24 protein-coding genes and 2 tRNA genes are annotated in these 20,935 nt (G+C 60.8%); 16 read left to right on the plus strand and 10 right to left on the minus strand.

The features are described from left to right. Positions 1-345: 345 nt before the first annotated feature. Positions 346-419: transfer RNA gene (locus D460_RS0118660), tRNA-Cys, on the plus strand. A gap of 164 nt (positions 420-583) precedes the next feature. On the opposite strand, the gene D460_RS0118665 is transcribed toward D460_RS0118660, so the two are convergent. Then, positions 584-1,042, minus strand: coding sequence for a BA14K family protein (locus D460_RS0118665; protein WP_018900101.1), 459 nt, complete (start codon positions 1,040-1,042; stop codon positions 584-586). 225 nt (positions 1,043-1,267) lie between these two features. On the opposite strand from D460_RS0118665, the gene D460_RS0118670 reads away from it, so the two are divergent. Together D460_RS0118670 and D460_RS0118675 are read left to right on the plus strand one after the other, a co-directional pair. After that, positions 1,268-1,909, plus strand: coding sequence for a DUF47 family protein (locus tag D460_RS0118670; RefSeq protein WP_026283297.1), 642 nt, complete (start codon positions 1,268-1,270; stop codon positions 1,907-1,909). Next, positions 1,909-2,913: an inorganic phosphate transporter gene (locus D460_RS0118675; protein WP_018900103.1), complete on the plus strand. Its 1,005-nt coding sequence runs from the start codon at positions 1,909-1,911 to the stop codon at positions 2,911-2,913. The genes D460_RS0118670 and D460_RS0118675 overlap by 1 nt, the downstream gene beginning before the upstream one ends. 10 nt (positions 2,914-2,923) lie before the next feature. Here the strand turns inward: D460_RS0118675 and D460_RS0118680 are convergent, their stop codons facing one another. Then, a complete protein-coding gene (locus tag D460_RS0118680; RefSeq protein ID WP_026283298.1) occupies positions 2,924-3,208 on the minus strand; it encodes a hypothetical protein in 285 nt (94 codons plus the stop codon). 117 nt (positions 3,209-3,325) lie between these two features. On the opposite strand from D460_RS0118680, the gene D460_RS0118685 reads away from it, so the two are divergent. After that, positions 3,326-3,400 (plus strand) — tRNA-Asn (locus D460_RS0118685). 150 nt (positions 3,401-3,550) lie between these two features. Here the strand turns inward: D460_RS0118685 and D460_RS0118690 are convergent. The 5 genes from D460_RS0118690 to D460_RS0118710 all read right to left on the minus strand — a co-directional run bounded on the left by D460_RS0118690 (position 3,551) and on the right by D460_RS0118710 (position 6,602). Then, the gene (locus D460_RS0118690; protein WP_018900105.1) at positions 3,551-3,733 is read right to left on the minus strand and encodes a hypothetical protein; all 183 of its coding nucleotides are present in this window, start codon (positions 3,731-3,733) and stop codon (positions 3,551-3,553) included. A gap of 109 nt (positions 3,734-3,842) precedes the next feature. Further along, positions 3,843-5,066 (minus strand): MFS transporter, encoded by a 1,224-nt coding sequence (locus tag D460_RS0118695; protein ID WP_018900106.1) that lies wholly within the window; start codon positions 5,064-5,066, stop codon positions 3,843-3,845. 179 nt (positions 5,067-5,245) lie between these two features. Then, positions 5,246-5,680, minus strand: coding sequence for a hypothetical protein (locus tag D460_RS0118700; RefSeq protein WP_018900107.1), 435 nt, complete (start codon positions 5,678-5,680; stop codon positions 5,246-5,248). A gap of 121 nt (positions 5,681-5,801) precedes the next feature. Then, a complete protein-coding gene (locus tag D460_RS0118705) occupies positions 5,802-6,392 on the minus strand; it encodes an alpha/beta hydrolase (protein WP_018900108.1) in 591 nt (196 codons plus the stop codon). Between the two features lie 9 nt (positions 6,393-6,401). After that, positions 6,402-6,602, minus strand: coding sequence for a hypothetical protein (locus tag D460_RS0118710; RefSeq protein WP_018900109.1), 201 nt, complete (start codon positions 6,600-6,602; stop codon positions 6,402-6,404). Positions 6,603-6,908: 306 nt separating this feature from the next. Between D460_RS0118710 and D460_RS0118715 the strand changes: the two genes are divergently transcribed. From D460_RS0118715 to D460_RS0118730, 4 genes are all read left to right on the plus strand, one after another. Then, complete coding sequence (locus D460_RS0118715; RefSeq protein ID WP_018900110.1) at positions 6,909-8,354, plus strand: deoxyribodipyrimidine photo-lyase; 1,446 nt, start codon at positions 6,909-6,911, stop codon at positions 8,352-8,354. Next, positions 8,351-9,688 (plus strand): NAD/FAD-binding protein, encoded by a 1,338-nt coding sequence (locus D460_RS0118720; RefSeq protein WP_018900111.1) that lies wholly within the window; start codon positions 8,351-8,353, stop codon positions 9,686-9,688. The genes D460_RS0118715 and D460_RS0118720 overlap by 4 nt, the downstream gene beginning before the upstream one ends. After that, the gene (locus D460_RS0118725; protein ID WP_026283299.1) at positions 9,685-10,527 is read left to right on the plus strand and encodes a DUF1365 domain-containing protein; all 843 of its coding nucleotides are present in this window, start codon (positions 9,685-9,687) and stop codon (positions 10,525-10,527) included. Before D460_RS0118720 ends, D460_RS0118725 begins: the two co-directional genes overlap by 4 nt. 164 nt (positions 10,528-10,691) lie before the next feature. After that, positions 10,692-11,951, plus strand: coding sequence for a cyclopropane-fatty-acyl-phospholipid synthase family protein (locus D460_RS0118730; RefSeq protein ID WP_018900113.1), 1,260 nt, complete (start codon positions 10,692-10,694; stop codon positions 11,949-11,951). A gap of 107 nt (positions 11,952-12,058) precedes the next feature. Here D460_RS0118730 and D460_RS0118735 read toward each other — a convergent pair whose 3' ends face one another. Together D460_RS0118735 and D460_RS0118740 are read right to left on the minus strand one after the other, a co-directional pair. Beyond that, on the minus strand, positions 12,059-12,892 hold the full coding sequence (locus tag D460_RS0118735; protein WP_018900114.1) for an SDR family NAD(P)-dependent oxidoreductase: 834 nt from the start codon (positions 12,890-12,892) through the stop codon (positions 12,059-12,061). Positions 12,893-12,992: 100 nt separating this feature from the next. Then, on the minus strand, positions 12,993-13,637 hold the full coding sequence (locus D460_RS0118740; protein WP_026283300.1) for a ChrR family anti-sigma-E factor: 645 nt from the start codon (positions 13,635-13,637) through the stop codon (positions 12,993-12,995). Positions 13,638-13,867: 230 nt separating this feature from the next. Here D460_RS0118740 and D460_RS0118745 point away from each other — a divergent pair, with 230 nt between their 5' ends. The 5 genes from D460_RS0118745 to D460_RS0118765 all read left to right on the plus strand — a co-directional run bounded on the left by D460_RS0118745 (position 13,868) and on the right by D460_RS0118765 (position 17,686). Further along, positions 13,868-14,908: a cysteine synthase A gene (locus D460_RS0118745; RefSeq protein WP_018900116.1), complete on the plus strand. Its 1,041-nt coding sequence runs from the start codon at positions 13,868-13,870 to the stop codon at positions 14,906-14,908. 6 nt (positions 14,909-14,914) lie between these two features. Further along, positions 14,915-15,652: an alanyl-tRNA editing protein gene (locus D460_RS0118750; RefSeq protein ID WP_018900117.1), complete on the plus strand. Its 738-nt coding sequence runs from the start codon at positions 14,915-14,917 to the stop codon at positions 15,650-15,652. A 21-nt stretch (positions 15,653-15,673) separates the two neighbouring features. Continuing rightward, a complete protein-coding gene (gene sseA, locus D460_RS0118755; protein ID WP_018900118.1) occupies positions 15,674-16,543 on the plus strand; it encodes a 3-mercaptopyruvate sulfurtransferase in 870 nt (289 codons plus the stop codon). 2 nt (positions 16,544-16,545) lie between these two features. Next, positions 16,546-17,106, plus strand: a complete 561-nt coding sequence (locus D460_RS0118760; RefSeq protein ID WP_018900119.1) for a GNAT family N-acetyltransferase — start codon at positions 16,546-16,548, stop codon at positions 17,104-17,106. 109 nt (positions 17,107-17,215) lie between these two features. Next, on the plus strand, positions 17,216-17,686 hold the full coding sequence (locus tag D460_RS0118765) for a DUF1203 domain-containing protein (RefSeq protein WP_018900120.1): 471 nt from the start codon (positions 17,216-17,218) through the stop codon (positions 17,684-17,686). Between the two features lie 63 nt (positions 17,687-17,749). Here the strand turns inward: D460_RS0118765 and ald are convergent, their stop codons facing one another. Further along, a complete protein-coding gene (gene ald, locus D460_RS0118770) occupies positions 17,750-18,868 on the minus strand; it encodes an alanine dehydrogenase (protein ID WP_018900121.1) in 1,119 nt (372 codons plus the stop codon). A gap of 163 nt (positions 18,869-19,031) precedes the next feature. Between ald and D460_RS0118775 the strand changes: the two genes are divergently transcribed. The 3 genes from D460_RS0118775 to D460_RS0118785 all read left to right on the plus strand — a co-directional run bounded on the left by D460_RS0118775 (position 19,032) and on the right by D460_RS0118785 (position 20,870). Then, complete coding sequence (locus D460_RS0118775) at positions 19,032-19,493, plus strand: Lrp/AsnC family transcriptional regulator (RefSeq protein WP_018900122.1); 462 nt, start codon at positions 19,032-19,034, stop codon at positions 19,491-19,493. A 73-nt stretch (positions 19,494-19,566) separates the two neighbouring features. Then, the gene (locus tag D460_RS0118780; protein ID WP_018900123.1) at positions 19,567-20,448 is read left to right on the plus strand and encodes a DMT family transporter; all 882 of its coding nucleotides are present in this window, start codon (positions 19,567-19,569) and stop codon (positions 20,446-20,448) included. An 89-nt stretch (positions 20,449-20,537) separates the two neighbouring features. Continuing rightward, positions 20,538-20,870, plus strand: a complete 333-nt coding sequence (locus D460_RS0118785; RefSeq protein ID WP_018900124.1) for a PilZ domain-containing protein — start codon at positions 20,538-20,540, stop codon at positions 20,868-20,870. The last annotated feature ends 65 nt before the right edge of the window (positions 20,871-20,935 follow it).

A 20,935-nucleotide genomic window follows, 5' to 3' on the forward strand; every position in this document is an offset into this window, starting at 1 on the left:
TGACTTTAACCAATAAGAACGATGGCCAGCGGGGTGTCATGTCGAAATCAGCTCTTTTGGGTGGCCTCTTTATCGGAGGCCTGTTCGCGATCGTCGTGATGATACCGCTTGTGCATGCGAGCGTGCCCGGTGTCGCGACCAATGGTGTGTCGCCGCTCGTTTCGTTGCGTGGGAACTGAATAGAGACCGCGACGGCCTTGGTGCTGCCATTAAAGCGGCTTTCGGCCGGCGATATCCGTGGCGAATTTTGGCGCCTGAAATCTCCCAGGTTTTTGAACAACCCTCTTGCGCTTGTTTTCTATTCATTCTAAATGCCGCCCACGCTTTCGAAAGTAAGCGTCGTGAGGCCTCGTGGCGGAGTGGTGACGCAGAGGACTGCAAATCCTTGTACCCCGGTTCAATTCCGGGCGAGGCCTCCAAATTTCTCACCGACAGATGATGTGTTTATACGTGGCGCGTTAGCAGTACGCGGCCCGTGCGTGCCCGCATATCGAAACTCGTGAATCTCCCCGCATTAAAAAACCTGACCGCCATTCAGCGATCAGGTTCATCAGTATCTATTCCAATCTTGGCGTTGGCTCGATCACGGACCTACGCACTGACGGCGGGGCCCGTAGTTGGGCTGGTAGGTATTGTCCGACGCACGATAGGAGCGATAGCGGCTGTAGCAATAGTCGACATGCGAATCGCCGGAGCGATAGCGCGGCTGTGCCGCGAGCGCGCCGCCGATAATGGCGCCTGCTGCCAGGCCACCGATGATCGCGCCGGTGTTGTCGCTATGGCGGCGATAGTAGCGGTCGTCGTAGCGATTGTAGTCGCGGCGATAGTAATCGCGACCACGGTCGCTATAGCGATAGCGATCCCTATTGCCATTGCAGTTGCGATACGGGCCGCATCGGTCCCAGTTGTGGCGATTCACATCCGCAGGGTTAGCCCCGAGAATGGAGTCGTACTGCTTACCCCTGACGTCGAAAGCGCTGGCAGGCGATATACCTCCCAGCGATGTCATCAGTGCCACGGCGATAATGGCCAATTTCTTCATTTCAGACCTCACAATCCACAGAGATGCTTCATCGTTGTCCCATGGCGGGATAACGCGCATTTCGGCAACTCGTTCCAATCACTTGGTTTTGCTCAGCATTCGCCAGTGAATGCGGCGATTTCGTGTGGGTTAACCCTGCGCCCCGAATGCCCCTCTGGCACTTTCATTGGTTCGGTCGCTGCTTTATGACACTTTTATGACAATACCCTTTCATGGATGGATACTATGCTGAGCTGGTTTCGGAAACTCATGCCACGCGAAGACCGGTTCTTCGATCTCTTCGCGCAGCACGCGAAAACAGTCGTGGGTGCGGCCGAAGCGCTGAACGAACTGCTTTCCGGAAACGACACCGAGAAGCACTGCGCCCGCATCGTCACGCTTGAGAACGAGGCCGACGATATCACCCGCGATGTCCTGCTCGCCGTTCGCCGCAGCTTCATCACGCCGTTCGACCGCGTCGACATCAAGGACCTCATCCAGTCGATGGATGACGCCATCGACATGATGCACAAGACGGTCAAGACCATCCGCCTGTTCGAGCAGAAGAGCTTCGATCCCGTGATGCAGGAGATGGGCAAGACGATCGTCGAGGCCGCCCATATGATCGCGGAGGCCATTCCGCTTCTCGACCGAATCAACGCCAACGCCCCTCGCCTGACGGCGATCGCGGAAGCTGTGACGCGGATCGAGGGACGGTCGGACGAGCTGCACGATCAGGGGCTGAAAGACCTCTTCCACAAGCACGGCGCCACCAACCCGATGGCCTACATCATCGGCAGCGAGATCTACGGCGAGCTCGAAAAGGTCGTCGACCGCTTCGAGGACGTCGCCAACGAGATCAGCGGCATCGTGATCGAGAACGTCTGATGGATGCCACCCTTGCCTTCCCGCTGCTTGCCGGGCTGATCGCGGTTGCGCTGTTCTTCGACTTTCTGAACGGGCTGCATGATGCGGCGAACTCGATCGCGACGATCGTCTCGACGCGCGTTCTGAGGCCGCAGTTCGCCGTCGCCTGGGCGGCCTTCTTCAATTTCATCGCCTTCCTGTTCTTCGGACTGCATGTCGCCGAGACGCTGGGGACCGGCATCATCGATCCGGCCATCGTCTCGCCCATGGTGATTTTCGCGGCGCTGATGGGCGCGATCATCTGGAATATCGTCACCTGGGTGTTCGGCATCCCCTCAAGTTCGTCGCACGCGCTCGTCGGCGGGCTGGTTGGTGCGGGGCTCGCCAAGGTCGGTTTCAGCTCGATCGTCTGGAGCGGTCTCTTGAAGACAGCCGGCGCGATCCTCATGTCGCCGATGATCGGCTTCCTTTTGGCGCTATTTCTCGTGCTCATCGTCTCATGGCTCTTCGTGCGGCAGACACCTTTCGCGGTCGACCGCACCTTCCGCATCATGCAGTTCGTCTCGGCGTCGCTCTATTCGCTCGGACACGGCGGCAATGATGCGCAGAAGACCATGGGGATCATCGCCATCCTGCTTTATTCGCAGGGCTATCTCGGCGGCAGCTTCCATGTGCCGCTGTGGGTGGTGCTCTCCTGCCAGTCGGCAATGGCGCTCGGCACGCTGTTCGGCGGCTGGCGCATTGTGCACACGATGGGATCGAAGATCACGCGGCTGAACCCGATGCAGGGCTTTTGCGCGGAGACCGGCGGCGCGCTGACGCTGTTCGGCGCCACATGGCTCGGGATCCCCGTCTCGACCACACACACGATCACCGGCGCGATCATCGGCGTCGGTGCGGCGCGGCGGGTGTCTGCAGTGCGCTGGGGCCTTGCGGGCAATATCGTCGTCGCCTGGGTGGTGACGCTGCCGGCCGCCGCATTGATCGCCGCCGCCTTCTACTGGATCGCCGGCCTTTTCGCCTGAGCGATTAATATCAGGAGGCGGAATTCCGCCTCCTGTGCCACCAAACCGAAAATCGTCGTCTCATTCGCCGCGCAACATGCAGGTCGTGCGACAGCACCAGCACGCCGAGCGGAATCATCCAGAAGCCGAGAATCGGAAGAAAGCCGAGACATCCGCCAAAAATCAGCAGTCCGCCGATCAAAAGCCTTGCTATGCGCGACTTCGGCAACGGAATGCGGGTCGGCCCCATAACGATGTGGCCGGTGGTGTGATCGATGCCAAAGCGTTTGGCGGTGTTTTTTGGGGTCTCGGTCATCCACAGCATGTGGGGATAACCTGAATGATTGCAAGGAGATGTCATTTTTTTGAAAAAACCGCTTGGCAAATCGAGCAAGCATTTGTATTAGCCCACTCACACCGCGGCGAGCGGTGATCCCTGGTAGCTCAGCGGTAGAGCATTCGACTGTTAATCGACAGGTCGCCGGTTCGAATCCGGCCCGGGGAGCCAGTTTCTAAAAGGCCTGCATTGAAAAATGCAGGCCTTTTTCTTTTCCGAAATCAAAACGATAGGTTTCGCGCCGAGCTTCTCTCGGCGGCGGTGCGATTGTTTCATCCCCGTGGGCGATCTAGCCACGGGGATAAAGACGAAGCGGCGATATCAATAGCCGCAGGAGCGTCCTTCGTTCGGCCTGAAGCCATCGGAGCAGGCGCGGTTCATGGAATCGCCTGGCACATAGCCGGATGCGGACCCCGCGGATGTCGGGTAGCCCGCGCATCCTGTCGTGAGCGCCGAAAGGCCGATCAGCGTGATCGCGGCCACGACGTTTGAAATTCGCTTCATATGGACCTCTCCTCGAAACTGTCTCTGCTATTAAGCTAGCGCACATCCACCAAACGCCACGTAAATTTCTTAGGTCACGCTAGGCGAACGCTCGTCGTGGCTGGGCACCCTACCCTTGCAGCGTGTCGACCTTGCGAAGATCCGGGAACAGCCGGGTCCAAAGGAGCACCACGACAATGGTTCCGACCCCGCCGATGACGCCGGCGGCGACGGGACCCATCATGCCGGCCAGCATGCCCGATTCAAATTCGCCGAGCTGGTTCGAGGTGCCGATGAAGAGCGAGTTGACGGCGTTCACACGTCCGCGCATCGAATCCGGGGTCAGAAGCTGAACCAGCGAGCTGCGCACCACGACGCTGACCGTATCGGCAGCGCCCACCACCAGCAGCGCGGCGATCGAGAGCGCGATGTTGGTCGATACGGCAAAGACGATCGTCGCGACGCCGAACACAGCCACGGCGGTCAACATCTTCGCTCCGACCTTGCTGGTCAGCGAGCGTCTTGCCAGAACGATCGACATGGAGAGAGCGCCGACGGCCGGGGCCGCGCGCAGCATGCCGAGGCCCCAGGGGCCGGCATGCAGGATATCGCTGGCGAACATCGGCAGAAGTGCAGTGGCGCCGCCCAGCAGAACGGCGAAGAGGTCGAGCGAGATGGTGCCGAGCATCACCGGCTTGCTCTTGATGAAGGAGACGCCGGCAAAGACCGAAGCGAGCGTGACCGGTTCGCGCTTGCTCGGCGTCCATTCCATGCGGATCGAAATGACGTTGACGCTTGCAACGGTAAACAGGACAGCGGCCACGGCGAAAGGAGCGACGGCATCGACGCCATAAAGCAGGCCACCCAGCGACGGTCCGACGATCAGCGCCGTCTGCATCATCGAGGTCGATGTCGCCACAGCGCGCTGCAGCAGCGAGGGCGGCATGATGCTGGGGAGAAGTGCCGCCATCGTCGGGCGCTCGAAGGCGACGGTCGCGCCCATGATCGTCACCGCCGTCAGGATGCCCGCCGGCGTCAGCCAGTTCTGCCAGGTGGCGACGGCAAGTGCTGCCGACACGGTGGCGAGGATCAGCTGGCAGACGAGGCCGATACGCCTTCGGTCGAAGCGATCGGCGACGTGGCCGACCACGAAGGTCAACACCACCATCGGCAGGAACTGGCAGAGCCCAACCATGGCCAACGCGAAGGCGCTATGGGTCTGATCGTAGATCATCCAGCCCATGGCGATGGCGACGCACTGAAAGGAGAGAGAGGAAAAGACGCGGGAAGCCGCGAAATTGAGATAGCCGGGATGGCGCAGAACGCTATCCTGGTGAACTGCTGATGCATCCATGAGAAAACTGTCCGGAGCGCTGCCGACAGCGCGCCTCTGAGGGTTATTGCTGCAACCGTTTCCGCCCGGACCGGCGTGCTTGTCAATGGCAGCGGGGCCGCTTTCCGTTCGGCTCTGCTAAAACACGTGATCGTGACCGCCGGCGGTGCTTGCCGCGGCGGTCATGCGATCAGGGATCGTTATCTTTTCTTCTTTGTCGAACGGACTTTGACCGGTGCCGGCGGCGGGATCAGTTCGGCGTCGGCGTAGCAGTAGCCGGCGACCCAGCCGTCGCTGGCGAAGAGCTTGGAATCGCCCTCCGCGTGCCACTGGCAAGTCAGCGAGTTGGCGTCCCATGCGGTAACAGTCACATCGTAGACGCCCTTGCCGGCGAAAGTGGTTTTCGGATTGCCAGTCAGACGCCAGCCCTCGGCCGGCTGCATCGTCCATGACACCCTCTGGCCCTTGCGGGCTTTCTGCTTGATGCCGAATTCGGGGGTCTGGCAGCGGTTGGTGGCGGGATCGCAGTTCATTTTCGCCGTCGACATCTGCGTCGGCGTATTTGTGACCACCGTCTGGCAACTGCTGAGCGTAAACGCCACGAGTGTCATGGCCAAGGCAACTTCATACCACATATCCGGCCTCCCATCCGTCACATGCTATCGATGGGGACCACATTACAGCATTACGACAACTGTCGCGCTTCACCGTTCGGGTGATACCGGCACATACGTTTACATCGAACGGCAATGGCGATCAGCCAAGCGAGGTGTGCGATGTGTGGTCGGCTACGTATCGCCTTGGCGCCTTCGCCTTCTCCCTGAGATTGTCGAAAAGCGCATAGCCGCCGGTCCAGCGACCGAAGCCGCTTGCGATATTGATGTGGCCAGCCAGACCGATGTTTCTAAGCTCGGTCTTCCACAGACGCGCATAAAGCGTCAGTCGGTCGAGCTCCATGTAATGGTCGTTAAGGCTGCCAACGGTGATGCTGGGAAACGGCAACGCCCGTGTCGGCATCGGCCCGAAGCGGATGGCGGCATCCGGGTGTCGCTGTTCCGTGGGGCGCAGGTCGCAGGGGGCGACGAGGAGCGCGCCCTTGATGCGGCGCGCCGATGGCCGGTCGGCGAACTTCGCCGTTAGCAGGCAGCCGAGGCTATGGGCGACGATATAGGCCTCGCCGTGCTCGAGCAGCACCTCTTCGAGCCGGTCGGCCCAGCGATCGACCAAGGGATCGTCCCAGTCGTCCTGCTCCACCAGAACGCTATCGGGGTGATCTCGGAGCCAGTATCGCTGCCAGTGGCCCTCGCCGGACCCGTAGAGGCCGGGGATGATCAGTGTCGCGGTCATCGCTCCCTCCTAAAAATCGGAATAGCGCGGGCTGTGCATGAGCGCAGAGATTTCGTCCGTCATCTGCATGATGCGCTCGCGCAGATCGGCACCCGTGCCGTCCTCGACATCCTCGCTGCCGAAACAATATCGCGCCTCGTGCAGCTCGAGCCTCGCTTCCAGCTGGTCGCGGATGGTGCAAAGGCGATCGAAATGCCGGATGATACTCATCGTCGTCTCTCCTGTGCGGCTGCGTTTTTCGGGCCGCCATCTGATGAGAGCAGTATTCTCTATCTTTTTAGTGGATTAAAGGAATGAGCATCCCTGCATGCGCGAACAAGGGGAAAAATCGGCATGCCGATCTCGCCTGAGGGCGACGATCGACCCGCCAGGCGACCCGCGACGCGCGCAACCTCCGATGCTGTCGGATAATTTACCGATGTGCCGCGTTAAATCTTTATTCAGGCTGAAACTTTTGATCCACACTCCCCGTAGCTTCGTAACAGAAGCAACACAGAAACAAGGGGATCACATTCATTGTCCGACGATGCCGCAAAGCCGCTTATCCTCTGGTTTCGCAAGGATCTTCGCCTCGACGACAATCATGCGCTGCATGCTGCCTGCCGCACCGGACGCCCGATCATTCCCCTCTACATCCGTGAGCCCTCCTCTTCCGGCACCGGGCCCTTGGGCGGCGCGCAAGAGTGGTGGCTGCATCATTCGCTCGTGTCGCTCACGGCATCGATCGAAGCGCTTGGCGGCTCGCTCAATCTTGTGAGCGGCGATGCGCTCGATGTGCTCGTCGACCTGATCAAGAAGACCGGCGCGGACACCGTCATGTGGAACCGCCGCTACGATCCGCCCGGAATCGCAATCGACACGCGCATCAAGCGGGAGCTCGAGCAGCAGGGCCTGGATGCGCAGAGCTTCGCCGGCCAGCTGCTGCATGAGCCGTCGCGGCTGAAGACGGGTGGTGGGACGCCCTACCGCGTCTATACGCCGTTCTGGCGGGCACTCGAAGGCGGCGGCGAGCCGCCCCATCCTGTTGATGCGCCCAAGAAGGCACACTTTGCAGCACCACTGCCAGCAAGCGAGAAATTGCCGTCCTGGAGGCTTCTGCCGACCAAGCCGGACTGGGCCAAGGATTTCGCCGAGGTCTGGACTGCCGGAGAAGAGGCGGCGCGCGAGCGGCTTGCGGATTTTCTCGATCAGAGCCTCGAAGGCTACAAGGCCGACCGTGACTTTCCGGCCAAGCAGTCGACCTCGATGATGTCCCCCTATCTGGCGCTCGGCGTGATATCGCCTGCGCGCATATGGGAGGAGACGCGCGGCCTTGACGTGCCGTCGGACGATCTCGTTCATTTCCGCAAGGAGCTCGCCTGGCGCGAATTCTCCTACCATTTGCTGTTTCACTTTCCGAAGCTGCCATACGCCAATTGGAACGACCGTTTCGATGGGTTCGAATGGAGCAACAGCACCGCGCATTTCCGCGCTTGGACCAAGGGCATGACCGGCTATCCGATCGTCGACGCCGGCATGCGTCAGCTCTGGAAGCACGGCTTCATGCACAACCGGGTGCGGATGATCGTCGCCTCGTTCCTGATCAAGGATCTGATGATCGACTGGCGTCGCGGCGAAGCCTGGTTTCGCGACACGCTTGTCGATGCCGACCCGGCAAGCAATGCGGCGAGCTGGCAATGGGTGGCGGGCTGCGGGGCGGATGCCGCCCCCTTCTTCCGTATCTTCAATCCGGTGCTGCAGGGCGAGAAGTTCGATCGCGATGGCGCTTATGTCCGCGAGTTCGTTCCCGAGCTTGCGGCGCTCGACAGCAAATACATCCACAAGCCATTCGCGGCACCTCAAAGTGTGCTCGACAAGGCGGATATCAAGCTTGGCGAAACCTATCCCAAGCCGATCGTCGACCACGCGACCGCCCGCGACCGGGCGTTGAAAGCCTACAACGCCGTAAAGGACGCAGCATGAACGCCCATTTTCACCACCCGCACAGTCGCTTGAAGATCGCGGTCATCGGCTCCGGCGTCTCCGGGGCATCGGCGGCATGGGCGCTCAATCCGCTGCATGACGTAACGCTCTATGAGAAGGAAACGCGCGCCGGCGGCCACACTGCCACCGTTGATGTCGATTACGATGGGGTGCACATTCCCGTCGATACCGGCTTCATCGTCTACAACGAGCCGAACTACCCGAAACTGACCGCGCTGTTTGCGCGGCTCGGCGTCGCCACCCATGCCAGCGACATGAGCTTTTCGCTGTCGCTCGACCATGGCAAGCTGGAGTGGAGCGGCAGCGGCCTGTCTTCGATCTTCGCGCAGAAACGCAATCTGGTGCGCCCGTCCTTCCTCTTGATGATCCGCGAGATCCTGCGCTTCAACAAGACCTGCCTCATCGACCGCGCCGCCGGCCACCTCGCCGCGCGATCGATCGGCGACTATCTCGACTGGCGCGGCTTCTCGCCGGGGTTCACCAACAATTATCTGGTGCCGATGGCAGCTGCGATCTGGTCGACGCCGGCGGCGAAGATGATGCAGTTTCCGGCCGAGCATTTCGTCAACTTCTTCGACAATCACCGCCTGATCTATTCCAGGCAGCACCAGTGGCGCACGGTGACCGGCGGAAGCCGCAACTATCTCGAAAAACTGCTTGAGCCTCTGGGCGACCGGTTGAAGCTCGGGCTCGGCGTGCGCGCCGTGATCAGGACCGAGACCGGCGTCACCATCGTTGATGACCGCGGCGAGGAGCGCCGCTTCGACAAGGTGATCCTTGCCGCGCATAGCGATCAGACGCGGCGCATGCTCGTCGATGCGACCGAGCAGGAAAAACGGCTGCTGGCGGCGGTTCCCTATCAGCCGAACAGGGTGGTGCTCCACCGCGATCCGATGCTGATGCCGCAGCGCCGGAAGGTCTGGGCGTCCTGGAACTACCTTCGTTCCAGCTCGGCTAACGGTAACGCCGATGTCGCCGTCACCTACTGGATGAACAAGCTGCAGGCGATCGACGATCGCTTCCCGTTGTTCGTGACGCTCAACCCCGATCGCGAGCCCGACCCGCGCAAGGTCTTCGCGGAGTTCAGCTACGAGCATCCGCAGTTCTCCGCCGACAGCGTTCAGGCGCAGCGCGCGCTTATGGATATACAGGGGCGCAATGGCTGCTACTTCGCCGGCGCCTGGACGGGCTATGGGTTCCATGAGGACGGGTTGAGTTCTGGCCTTGCAGCCGCCAAGGCGCTCGGCGCGGCGCTGCCGTGGAGCACGCTCAAGACTGATAACGTCGAACCGGAGCTGGACGCCGTCGCATGACGCAGCAACGCGAAGGACGAGGCGTGAGCATGCGCGACAACGGGCCGCCGCCCGAAGCCGCGGCATCGCTCTATGTCGGCGACGTCATGCACCAGCGCATGAAACCCTTCGGCCACCGCTTTCGTTATCGCGTGTTCTCGATGGCAATCGATCTCGACCGGCTTGATGAGGCGGATCGTTTGTCCGCGCTGTTTTCCGTGAACAAGCGCAATGCCGTGTCGTTCCATGAGAGCGATCATGGCGGCCGGATGGGCGCCAGGGCGCATGCCGACGAACTGTTGGCGCAGGCGGGCTTGCGTGCCCAGCGCATCGTGCTGGTCTGCTACCCCCGCATCCTCGGCTACGTCTTCAACCCGCTTTCGGTCTACCATGCCTATGACAAGCATGATCAGCTGATGGCGATGATCTACGAGGTTCGCAACACGTTCGGCGAACGGCACACATACGTCTGCCCTGTCGGCTCAGGCGAGGTCAGCGACACCGGCGTTCGACAGAGCTGCGACAAGATCTTTCACGTCTCGCCGTTCATCGAGATGGGCATGCGATACAATTTCCGCATGCTGCCGCCCGGCAAGGAGATCCGCTGGCGGATTTTGGAAACCGACGCCGATGGACCACTGCTTGCGGCGACCTTCTCGGGACGACAGGTAGGGCTCACGACGAAGAATCTGGCGTGGCTGACGGCTGCCGTTCCGTTTCTGCCGATCAAGATCGTCGGCGGGATTCATTGGGAGGCGCTGAAGTTGTGGCTGAAAGGCGCGAAATACATCGCAAAGCCTGCACCACCCGCCCCCGTCAGCGTCGTCGCGCCGCTCGAGACGGCGGAGGCAGCGGAATGACAAAAGCGCGCTCAGATAGATGCGTCGATTGCGCGCAACATATGATTGGAAATTTGTTTGGATTTTCGAAATTTTACGATAGCGTTCAAAGCAATCGCCGGGGGGCGGAGATTTTCAGCGCATCGTCGTCCTGAACCGGCCAAATCTTGCCGGAGGAGAAAACCATGAGTGATGCTAGCGACTTGACCGATTCTCAACGCAACGCGATCCAGCTGACGCAGCAGAATATCGGACAGGTTTCGAAGGGACTGCCGCTGCGCGCCAAGCTGGCGCTGAGGGCATTGCTTCGCATGCAGCATGGCTCGCTGACGATCGCGTTTCCCGATGGTCGCGTGGTGCGGGTGACCGGCAGCACGCTCGGGCAGCACGCCGAGATTCACCTGAAGAACTGGAACATCTGCTACCGGGCGCTTTCCAACGGCACGATCGGCGTGGCCGAGAGCTACATGGATGGCGATTGGGACAGCCCCGATATCGCAGCGTTCCTTGAGCTTTTCATCGTCAACGACGAGGCGATCCAGGATTATGCCAACGGCAAGCGTGGCCTGCCCCGTCTCGTCGAGCGCATCCGCCACTGGATGAATACGAACACCCGAAAGGGCTCGAAGCGGAACATCTCGGCGCATTACGATCTCGGCAACGACTTCTACAAGCAGTGGCTCGATCCGACGATGACCTATTCGTCGGCGCTTTACTCCACCGGCGCCAACGACCTGCAGTCGGCTCAGAACGCCAAGTACCGGGCTCTCGCCGAGGCAACCGGGATCAAGCCTGGAGACCACGTGCTCGAGATCGGCTGCGGATGGGGCGGGTTCGCCGAGTTTGCCGCCAGCGAGCTGAATTGTCGGGTCACGGGTCTCACGATCAGCCGCGAGCAGTTGGCCTTCGCCGAGGAGCGTATCCGCAAGGCAGGGCTCAGCGACAAGGTCGATTTCCGCTTTCAGGACTATCGCGACGAGACAGGCGTCTACGACAAGATCGTTTCGATCGAGATGTTCGAGGCTGTCGGCGAGAAATATTGGCCCGCCTATTTCTCCAAGCTCGAGCAGTGCCTGAAGCCCGGCGGCAAGGCCGGTCTGCAGATCATAACGATTCGGCCCGAGTCCTTCGAACAGTACAGAAGCAATCCAGACTTCATCCAGAAGTACGTTTTTCCTGGCGGCATGCTACCGACCCGCGAACATTTGGCCGAACTTGGGCGAAAAGTGAATTTGTCACTGGTGCGGGACTTCGGTTTTGGGTTAGACTACGCACGTACTCTGGCCGAATGGCGAGAGCGTTTTTGGTCCGTTTGGGAACGAGTTCGCCCACTGGGCTTCGACGAGCGCTTCAAGCGGCTCTGGGAGTTCTATTTATTTTATTGTGAAGCAGGTTTCCGCGCCCGAAACATAGACGTCCGCCAGGTCGTCTTTTCGCGGAGCTGACGAGAGCGGGTGGCGGGACCAGACAGTCGACCTCCTGTCCCGGTCGCCATCCGCCTCGTCTATATCCTCATCAACCTCCTGATCGCTTGTCGGCAATGACGCCTGAGCTATTCCGCAGGGCTTGGCGTCACCGGGCGGCGACCATCGGCGCGTGGGCGCTCCTGCCAGCCGGTCGCGCGATTCACCAGCCAGAAGTACAGGCTGTAGGGCAACAGGTTGAGAGCCTTCAGCGTGTAGGTGAAGCGCTTCGGGAAGGTGATCTCGAAATTCTTCGACTTCAGGCCCGCATAAATCTCGGCCGCCGCCTCGTCGACCGGGACCAGAGACGGCATCGGGAATTCGTTCTTGCGGGTGGCGGGCGTGTCGACGAAACCAGGATTGATGAGCTGGATGCGGATGCCCATCTTGTCGAGGTCGAATTTCAGGCTCTCGGCCATGTTGATCAGGGCAGCCTTGGTGGCGCCATAGGCAGCGCCCGTGGGCAGGCCACCATAACCTGTGACCGAGGAGACGATGGCGATCTGCCCCTGCCCCTTGTGCTTCATGTGACGCACGGCAGGCACGAGGCAATTGACTACGCCCTGCAGATTGACGGCGAAGCTCTGCTCGAAATCCTCGCGGCGCAGTTCTTCCGCATGCACGGGCAAATAGACCCCCGCATTGAAGACAGCGAGCGCCAGCGCGCCATGCTCGTATTCGATCGATGCGAGCACATGCTCCATGTCTTCGGGATTGGTAACGTCGCCATCCAGCACGATGATGCTGCCCGCAAGACCGTTGGCTTCCGATTGCAGTTCGGCAAGCTTTTCGTGGTCTCGGGCGGTCACGGCGACCTTGTAGCCTTCGGTTGCCAATTTCAGCGCCAGTGCCCGGCCGATGCCGGAGCTTGCGCCTGAGATCCAGGCAATTCCATGTTCGGGGCGGGCTACAAAATCGTTCATGGCGCGACTCCTTAGGTTGTATCGAAGAACGTCGAAACGCGCCCGGAAGTTCCTCTCAACCTCACGGGATAATGGCTCTATCACGCTATTGTGGCTGCTTTCAGCCGATCAGGTCGCCAATCAGCTGGCGGAAGGACCCGGTCAGTTTGATGGGGGCATCAAGAACGGAAAATGCAATGCAGGGACGATCTTTTTCGGCCACCGGGCGGTGGTCGATCGTCTCGTCGGCAACGGAGATGTCGCCGGGGCCGAAGCGGCCGCGATTGTCGTTGAAGGCGCCGTCAAGGATGAGCGTCAGCTCCATGCCCTTGTGGGTATGCGCCGGCATGGCGCGGCCGGGCTTGATCCACATGACGCTGACTTCGCAGCCGTCGATATCGACCGAATATTCCTTGAAACCGGGGAGCTTGGTCTTCCACGGCACCGTATCGACATCGAAGCCGACGAGGCGGCGCAGCGCGCGCGGGAAGATGCTTGGTTTGTCAGTCGCGATGAATGGCTTGGGCTCGACCGGCGCGGCGGATGCGAAGATCCGCGCCAATCTAGCATCGCGGTCATCGAGACTTGCTTCGGAGGTTTGCTCAAGTTCTTGGCCGGCCAGAAACTCAAGGTCCTGCACCAGCATCCGACGATCCGGCTTCATTTCCAGATGCGATTCGACAAGAACGCGCGCCGGTTCCGGAAGGGAACCCGCGACATAATACGCCATCAATGCATCGACCGTGTCGATATGCTCGTGAACCATGATGGTTTCGGTCGTTTCCGCTTTCAGTGATTGCTTTGTCATCGTCCATACGATGAATGTCAATCTCCGGATCACATAGCGACCCGGATCAGCACGTCGCGAACCAATCTGGGACGGGAAGTCTAATTTTACCGTGTTGGTTGGAGGCGAGGAATAGGATTTCTTGCCAACCCAGCCTTGTGAAGGGAAAAGACCGTTCCTAAACTAAGTGTTTCAAAGAGGCAGATTCCATGACCGTTCATCCTTCCGTCCTAGAAGCCATTGGCAACACTCCCCTGATCAAGCTCAAGGGAGCGTCGGAGGCGACCGGTTGCACCATTCTCGGCAAGGCGGAATTCCTCAACCCAGGACAGTCGGTCAAGGATCGCGCGGCGCTCTACATCATTCGCGACGCCGAGAAGAAGGGCCTGCTGCGGCCGGGCGGCGTGATTGTGGAAGGGACCGCCGGTAACACTGGCATCGGCCTGACGCTTGTCGCCAAGGCGCTTGGCTACCGCACCGTGATCGTCATTCCCGAGACTCAGAGCCAGGAAAAGAAGGACGCGCTGAAGCTGCTTGGCGCCGAACTCGTCGAAGTGCCGGCCGTGCCCTACAAGAACCCGAACAACTACGTGAAGGTTTCCGGACGGCTCGCCGAGCAGCTTGCCAAGACCGAGCCGAATGGCGCCATCTGGGCCAACCAGTTCGACAACGTCGCCAACCGGCAGGCGCATATCGAGACCACGGCGAAGGAAATCTGGGCGGATACTTCAGGCAAGGTCGACGGCTTCATTTGCTCCGTCGGTTCGGGCGGCACGCTCGCCGGCACCGCGATGGGCCTCAAGAGCTTCAACAAGGACATCAAGATCGGCATCGCCGACCCGGATGGCGCTGCACTCTACGAATTCTACAAGAACGGCGAGCTGAAGTCCGCGGGCTCCTCGATCACCGAGGGCATCGGCCAGGGCCGCATCACCGCCAATCTGGAAGGTTTTACGCCTGATTTCGCCTATAGCATCTCGGATGCGGAAGCCCTGCCCTATGTCTTCGACCTCGTCGAGCATGAGGGGCTTTGCCTCGGCGGCTCGTCGGCGATCAACATCGCGGGCGCGGTTCGGCTTGCCAAGGATCTCGGCCCCGGCCACACGGTCGTGACCATTCTGTGCGACTACGGCAACCGCTACCAGTCGAAGCTCTTCAATCCCGATTTCCTGACATCGAAGTCGCTGCCGCTGCCGGCATGGCTGACCTCGCCTGTCGACATCAAGATCCCATACGAACCCGCAGCGTGAGGCCCAATGCCCGTTAATGCCCTCTATCGTGACGACTTTTATCTCTCGACCTGCGAGGCCGTCGTCACCGCCATTCACGAAGACGGGGGCATCGAGCTCGATCAGACGTGCCTTTACGCAACCTCCGGCGGACAGCCGGGCGATACCGGCTTTCTTGAGCGCGCTGACGGCAGCAAGATCACGCTTGGACAGACCAAGCATGGCGCCGCCAAGGACATCATCATCCATGTTCCGGTCGAGGGGCAGGCAAGCCCCGAGGTCGGCGAGAAGGTGGTGCTGCATGTCGACTGGGAGCGCCGCCACAAGCTGATGCGCATGCACACGGCCTGCCACCTGCTTTCCGTCGTCTGCTCCTATCCGATTACCGGAGCGGCCGTCGGCGAGGAGGAGAGCCGGGTCGATTTCGACATGACCGACACGATCGACAAGGATGAGGTGACGGCCAAGCTGATAGCGCTGGTCGAGCAGGACCATCCGGTTTACCTGCAGTGGATTACCGACGAGGAACTGGCGGCCAATCCCGGGATCGTCAAATCGAAGAACGTGCGCCCGCCGATGGGGCTCGGTCGCGTCAGCCTCGTCTGCATCGGCGAGAACTCGGCGATTGACAGCCAGCCCTGCGGCGGCACACATGTTGCGACAACACGAGAAGTCGGACAGATTCACATCGCCAAGATCGAGAAGAAGGGCAAGGAAAACCGCCGCTTCCGTATCCGTTTCGGCGCTCCTGGCGACGACGCATAAGCATTGATTGGAGAGAGCAGCATGAGCGAGACCACGAGCCGCTTCGTCGTTTCGGCCGATTGGGTCGAAAAGCAGCTGGGGACTTCAGGTTTCAAGGTGGTGGACGCCTCCTGGTATCTGCCGGCCCACAAGCGCGCCGCCAAGGACGAGTATGTGGCGGGCCACCTTCCCGGCGCTGTGTTCTTCGATCAGGACGTGATCGCCGATCATTCGACCGGCCTGCCGCATTCGCTCCCCTCGCCGGAGTTTTTCGCCGCGGAAGTCGGCAAGCTCGGCATTTCAGAGACGGACACGATCGTCGTCTATGACGGCATGGGCTTCTTCTCCGCGCCGCGCGTCTGGTGGATGCTGCGAACCATGGGCGCCAAGGATGTCTACGTTCTGGATGGTGGCCTCGATGGCTGGAAGGCCGAAGGACGCGCTCTGGAGACAGAGACAGCCAGTCCGGCGCCAGCGATTTTCACGCCGAAGTTCCGGGCCGACAAGGTTATCCCCTTCGAGACCATGCGCGAGATCGTCGATGATGGTTCGGCGCAGATCGCCGATGCTCGCGGCGCGGGCCGCTTTACCGGCGAGGAAGCAGAGCCGCGCGCCGGCATGCGCTCGGGTCACATGCCGGGCGCCCGCAGCCTGCCGGCAACCTCGCTCTCGGCCAACGGCCGATTCAAGGATGTCGCCACGCTGAAGTCGATGATATCAGATGCGGGCATCGATCTCTCCAAGCCTGTCGTGACGAGCTGCGGCTCGGGCGTGACCGCCGCCGTGATCATGCTGGCGCTCGAAAGCGTTGGGCATGACGACAACGCGCTTTACGACGGCTCCTGGAGCGAGTGGGGCAGCCGTGAGGACACGCCTATCGTTACCGGCCCCGCAGAAGCGATCAAAGCTTGACCATGGCAAAAGCTCCCTCCTCGCTGAAGGCCCATGTGACCCGCCTCGAAATGACGGCGGCGCCGAAGACGAGCCTGCCGGTGCCGGTCAATATCCAGACCGCCATCATGCGCGCGCCGGAAATTCCGCTGCCGTTCTACCGCTATCTCTACCGCCAGGTCGGTGCGCGATGGCAGTGGGTGGATCGCCTGAGGATGAGCGACGAGGAACTGGCCACCACGCTCTACGACAAGCGCAACACGATCTGCGTGCTCTATGTGAACGGTGCGCCGGCCGGGTTCTACGAGTATCTGACGGTTGACGAGGATATGATCGAGCTCAGCCATTTCGGGCTGATGGAGCATGCGCTGGGTCTCGGGATCGGCAAGTGGTTCCTGCTGCAGGCGCTCTATGCGATCTGGACGCAGAACCCTTTGCGCGTGACGACCACGACCAACAATCTCGACCATCCCCGGGCGTTGCAGCTCTACCAGATGTTCGGCTTTTCTCCTGTCTCGACGGGCACCGCGATCGTGCGGCCGCTCAGCGACAAGGAGTTGCTGGAGCTGGCGAAGAGAGGCTAGCCGGCGCGTTTCGGCTGTTTCTTCTGGCGACGGTATAGAGGCGCAAGGATCGGGTGGTTTCCACTCGGGTTCAAGCGCATTCAAGGCAAGCTCGAAAAGGAGACTTGCCATGACTGCCCTATCTTTCACCGCGATGCCCACTACCGACGCCGACACGATCTGGAACGGCGGGAACGATGCCTATGATCACCCGCCGGAGACAATGGTTTCCGATGGCCCGGGACACCCCTGCCGCCACTGCCTGAAGAACATAGATGCAGGCGACGCGCTTTACGTCTTCGCCTACCGCCCCTTCCCTGAGATGCAGCCTTATGCGGAGACGGGACCGGTGTTCCTGCATCAGGAGCGCTGCGAACGCTATGCCGCCGAGGAAGTGCTGCCGCCCGTCCTGACCACCAGCCCCAACTTCATCCTGCGCGGCTACGGCCCCAACAACCGCATCGTCTACGGCACCGGCGCGGTGACCGAGGTCGCCGATATCCCTGCCTATGCGGCAGAGCTTCTGCGCAAGCCCGAGGTCGCCTATGTGCATGTGCGCTCCGCGCGCAACAATTGCTATCAGTGCCGGATCTACGGCTAAATCACGGAAAAAAGCCGGTTGCGGAAAGTGCAACCGGCTTCAGTTCACGTAGCGCGATGGACTTTACGCTACGTTGAGCACGGCTTCCGCAGCGTAAGGCTCGTAGCCCAGCGCCTCGGCAACGGCTTTATTGGTGACCCGTCCCTTGTGGACGTTGAGACCGTTTCTGAGATGCCTGTCTTCCGCGATGGCGCGCAGGCCGCGATCGGCGAGCGCCAGGCCATGGACCAGCGTGGCGTTGTTCAGCGCATGCGCCGAAGTGACCGGAACCGCGCCCGGCATGTTGGCGACGCAGTAGTGCACGACGCCGTCGACCTCATAGGTCGGGTCCGAATGGGTCGTCGCGTGCGATGTCTCGAAGCAGCCGCCCTGGTCGATGGCGACATCGACGATGACCGAGCCCTTCTTCATGCCCGAGAGCATTTCGCGGGTGACGAGCTTGGGCGCGGCGGCACCGGGGATCAGAACCGCGCCGATGACGAGATCGGCGGAGAAGACTTCGTCCTCGAGAGCCTGGATGCTGGAATAGCGCGTATGGATGCGGCCGGAGAAGAGGTCATCGAGCTGGCGCAGGCGCGGCAGCGACTTGTCGAGAATGGTAACGTCGGCACCGAGGCCGGCGGCCATGCGCGCCGCATGCAGGCCGACCACGCCACCGCCGATGATGGTGACCTTGGCCGGCAGCACGCCGGGCACGCCACCCAACAAAATGCCGAGGCCGCCATTGGCCTTCTGCAGCGCTGTCGCACCGGCCTGGATCGAAAGACGACCGGCAACTTCGGACATCGGCGCCAGGAGCGGCAGGCCGCCACGGTCATCGGTCACCGTCTCGTAGGCTACGCCGGTGACGCCTGACGACAGCAGGCCCTTGGTCTGCTCGGGATCCGGCGCAAGATGCAAATAGGTGTAGAGGATCTGGCCGTCGCGCAGCTGCGCCCATTCGGACGGTTGCGGTTCCTTGACCTTCACGATCATGTCGCACTTTTCGAAGATGTCCTTGGCGGATGACGCGATCTTCGCGCCCGCGGCGGCATAGGCCGCATCATCGGCGCCGATGCCGGAGCCCGCTTTCGTCTCGATCCAGACCTCGTGGCCATGCGCGAAATATTCGCGAACGGCTGCAGGCGTCAGGCCGACGCGATATTCGTGATTCTTGATTTCCTTCAGACAACCTACGCGCATCGGGGCGCTCCTCCTCGTTTGTTTTTTCAGCCTCGTCGAGCGAAGCGTTCACAAGGCGAATCCAATCACCGCGTGCACGAAATGTCCTTGCAAAGAGGATTTGCATGCATGGCATTTTTCGAAGAAAGATGCGTTTCGGACGCAATAATCGAAAGTTCTTCGAATGTCGGAACTCGATGCCATCGATCATGCCATTTTGAAAGCGCTACAATCGAACGCGCGGATCACCAACGCCGATCTTGCCGCCAAGGTGGGGCTGTCCGCATCGGCCTGTTCCAGGCGGCTCGATATCCTCGACCGCAGCGGCGTCATCGTTGGTTATCACGCGCATGTCTCGCCGAAAGCGCTCGACTACAAGATGATCGCCATCGTGCACATTTCGCTTTCCGGCCAGTTCGCCAAGACGCTGTCGGAATTCGAGACCGCCGTAAAGCGCTGTCCCAATGTGCTCGTCTGCTACCTGATGTCGGGCGAATATGACTATATTCTGCGCGTGGCCGCCCGCGATCTGGAGGACTACGAGCGCATCCATCGCGACTGGCTCTCGGCCCTGCCTCATGTCGTCAAGATCAACTCCAGCTTTGCCTTGCGCGAGGTGATGGACCGGCCCAATGTAGGCTTGTGACGGAGGAGCGGAATCACTTGCCTGCACGGGTGTTTCCGGAATACGGCCGAGGCCGGTGTGTTAAGAAGACGCCATGAGATCGAAGACCCGGGGCTATATTTTCGTTCTTCTGGCGATCACCATCTTTTCCATTCAGGACGGCATCTCGAAACATCTGGGCGGCGCTTACCCGCCCGTCTTCGTCACGATGATCCGCTATTGGGCCTTTGGCCTCTTCACCATCCTTCTGGCCGCGAAGATGCGCGGCGGGATTGTCGCCACGGCGCGCACGAAACGGCCGGTTCTGCAGGTGATCCGCGGGCTGCTTCTCGCCGCCCAGGTGGTTGTCGTGATCAGCTGCTTCGCGGTGATCGGGCTCGCGCACTCGCAGGCCATCTTCTCGGCGACGCCGATCCTGATTGCGCTGCTGGCCATGCCGCTGCTCGGCGAGCGGGTGGGCTGGCGGCGGTGGACGGCGATCGGCGCGGGTTTGGTCGGCGTGCTTCTGATCCTCAAGCCCGACAGTGGCTTCTTCGACGTCACGCTGCTGCTGGCGGTCCTCTCCTGCTTCCTCTTTGCTTTCTACGTCATCGCCACCCGACTGGTCAGCCGCGACGATTCGTCGATGACCAGCTTCTTTTATACCGGTGTCGTCGGCGCCATCGCGATGACGCTCGTCGGGCCGTTCTACTGGACATGGATGGCGCCGACGGACTGGGTGTGGATGGCGCTCGTCTGCATGACCAGCATATCGAGCCACTATTTCCTGATCCGCGCCTACGACATGCTCGATGCCGCAGCCGTACAGCCGCTGACCTATCTTCAGCTCGTCTACGCCTCGATCATCGGGGTGACGATCTATGGAGAGACGCTGAGCCTGAACACGATCGTCGGCTCCGTCATCGTCGTCGCCTCCGGCATTTTCACGATCTGGCGCGAGCATGTCGTCGGCCGCCGGGAAGCAACGCGGGAGTAAAAACCGATCGTGCAATTTTAGCGAATTGTATAAATTCATTTCAATCTACGCGACGTATGCTGTCTCCAGTTCAATTTGGGAGACGCGTCATGCACAATCTCAACATTATTACCCGCAAGGCCGAACGCAAGTCGTGCCGGATCTTCGGCAAGGTTCGTTACCTGACGAAGGAAGTCGATGCGCGCATTCTGAACATGTCCATCTCGGGCATTGCTCTTGAAGTCCGCTCACCGCTGCATGCCGCCTCCGGCAGCCGCGTGCAGATCCTCGCCGACGATCTCGGCGTTCTCCACGGCGTCATCCGCTGGAGCCACAATGGCCGCGTCGGCGTCCAGTTCGACCCGAACTCCAACGCCCGCGCGCAGGTGGCTTCGTACTTCCGGTTCTTCCACAAGGACGTGAAGCCGGTTCTGGCGCGGTAGACGGCGTCCGACACGCAGAAAGCGAAAAGCGATATTCCCCTGTCATTTACAGGGTTTACTCCTTC

The organism is Rhizobium sp. 2MFCol3.1 (assembly GCF_000377565.1).
Lineage (GTDB): Bacteria > Pseudomonadota > Alphaproteobacteria > Rhizobiales > Rhizobiaceae > Rhizobium.

Coding starts and splice junctions, on each gene's coding strand:
- D460_RS0118665 (WP_018900101.1), bottom strand. CDS start 1,042: ATGAAGAAATTGGCCATTATCGCCGTGGCACTGATGACATCGCTGGGA.
- D460_RS0118670 (WP_026283297.1), top strand. CDS start 1,268: ATGCTGAGCTGGTTTCGGAAACTCATGCCACGCGAAGACCGGTTCTTC.
- D460_RS0118675 (WP_018900103.1), top strand. CDS start 1,909: ATGGATGCCACCCTTGCCTTCCCGCTGCTTGCCGGGCTGATCGCGGTT.
- D460_RS0118680 (WP_026283298.1), bottom strand. CDS start 3,208: ATGACCGAGACCCCAAAAAACACCGCCAAACGCTTTGGCATCGATCAC.
- D460_RS0118690 (WP_018900105.1), bottom strand. CDS start 3,733: ATGAAGCGAATTTCAAACGTCGTGGCCGCGATCACGCTGATCGGCCTT.
- D460_RS0118695 (WP_018900106.1), bottom strand. CDS start 5,066: ATGGATGCATCAGCAGTTCACCAGGATAGCGTTCTGCGCCATCCCGGC.
- D460_RS0118700 (WP_018900107.1), bottom strand. CDS start 5,680: ATGTGGTATGAAGTTGCCTTGGCCATGACACTCGTGGCGTTTACGCTC.
- D460_RS0118705 (WP_018900108.1), bottom strand. CDS start 6,392: ATGACCGCGACACTGATCATCCCCGGCCTCTACGGGTCCGGCGAGGGC.
- D460_RS0118710 (WP_018900109.1), bottom strand. CDS start 6,602: ATGAGTATCATCCGGCATTTCGATCGCCTTTGCACCATCCGCGACCAG.
- D460_RS0118720 (WP_018900111.1), top strand. CDS start 8,351: ATGAACGCCCATTTTCACCACCCGCACAGTCGCTTGAAGATCGCGGTC.
- D460_RS0118725 (WP_026283299.1), top strand. CDS start 9,685: ATGACGCAGCAACGCGAAGGACGAGGCGTGAGCATGCGCGACAACGGG.
- D460_RS0118730 (WP_018900113.1), top strand. CDS start 10,692: ATGAGTGATGCTAGCGACTTGACCGATTCTCAACGCAACGCGATCCAG.
- D460_RS0118735 (WP_018900114.1), bottom strand. CDS start 12,892: ATGAACGATTTTGTAGCCCGCCCCGAACATGGAATTGCCTGGATCTCA.
- D460_RS0118740 (WP_026283300.1), bottom strand. CDS start 13,637: ATGGTTCACGAGCATATCGACACGGTCGATGCATTGATGGCGTATTAT.
- D460_RS0118745 (WP_018900116.1), top strand. CDS start 13,868: ATGACCGTTCATCCTTCCGTCCTAGAAGCCATTGGCAACACTCCCCTG.
- D460_RS0118750 (WP_018900117.1), top strand. CDS start 14,915: ATGCCCGTTAATGCCCTCTATCGTGACGACTTTTATCTCTCGACCTGC.
- sseA (WP_018900118.1), top strand. CDS start 15,674: ATGAGCGAGACCACGAGCCGCTTCGTCGTTTCGGCCGATTGGGTCGAA.
- D460_RS0118760 (WP_018900119.1), top strand. CDS start 16,546: ATGGCAAAAGCTCCCTCCTCGCTGAAGGCCCATGTGACCCGCCTCGAA.
- D460_RS0118765 (WP_018900120.1), top strand. CDS start 17,216: ATGACTGCCCTATCTTTCACCGCGATGCCCACTACCGACGCCGACACG.
- ald (WP_018900121.1), bottom strand. CDS start 18,868: ATGCGCGTAGGTTGTCTGAAGGAAATCAAGAATCACGAATATCGCGTC.
- D460_RS0118775 (WP_018900122.1), top strand. CDS start 19,032: ATGTCGGAACTCGATGCCATCGATCATGCCATTTTGAAAGCGCTACAA.
- D460_RS0118780 (WP_018900123.1), top strand. CDS start 19,567: ATGAGATCGAAGACCCGGGGCTATATTTTCGTTCTTCTGGCGATCACC.
- D460_RS0118785 (WP_018900124.1), top strand. CDS start 20,538: ATGCACAATCTCAACATTATTACCCGCAAGGCCGAACGCAAGTCGTGC.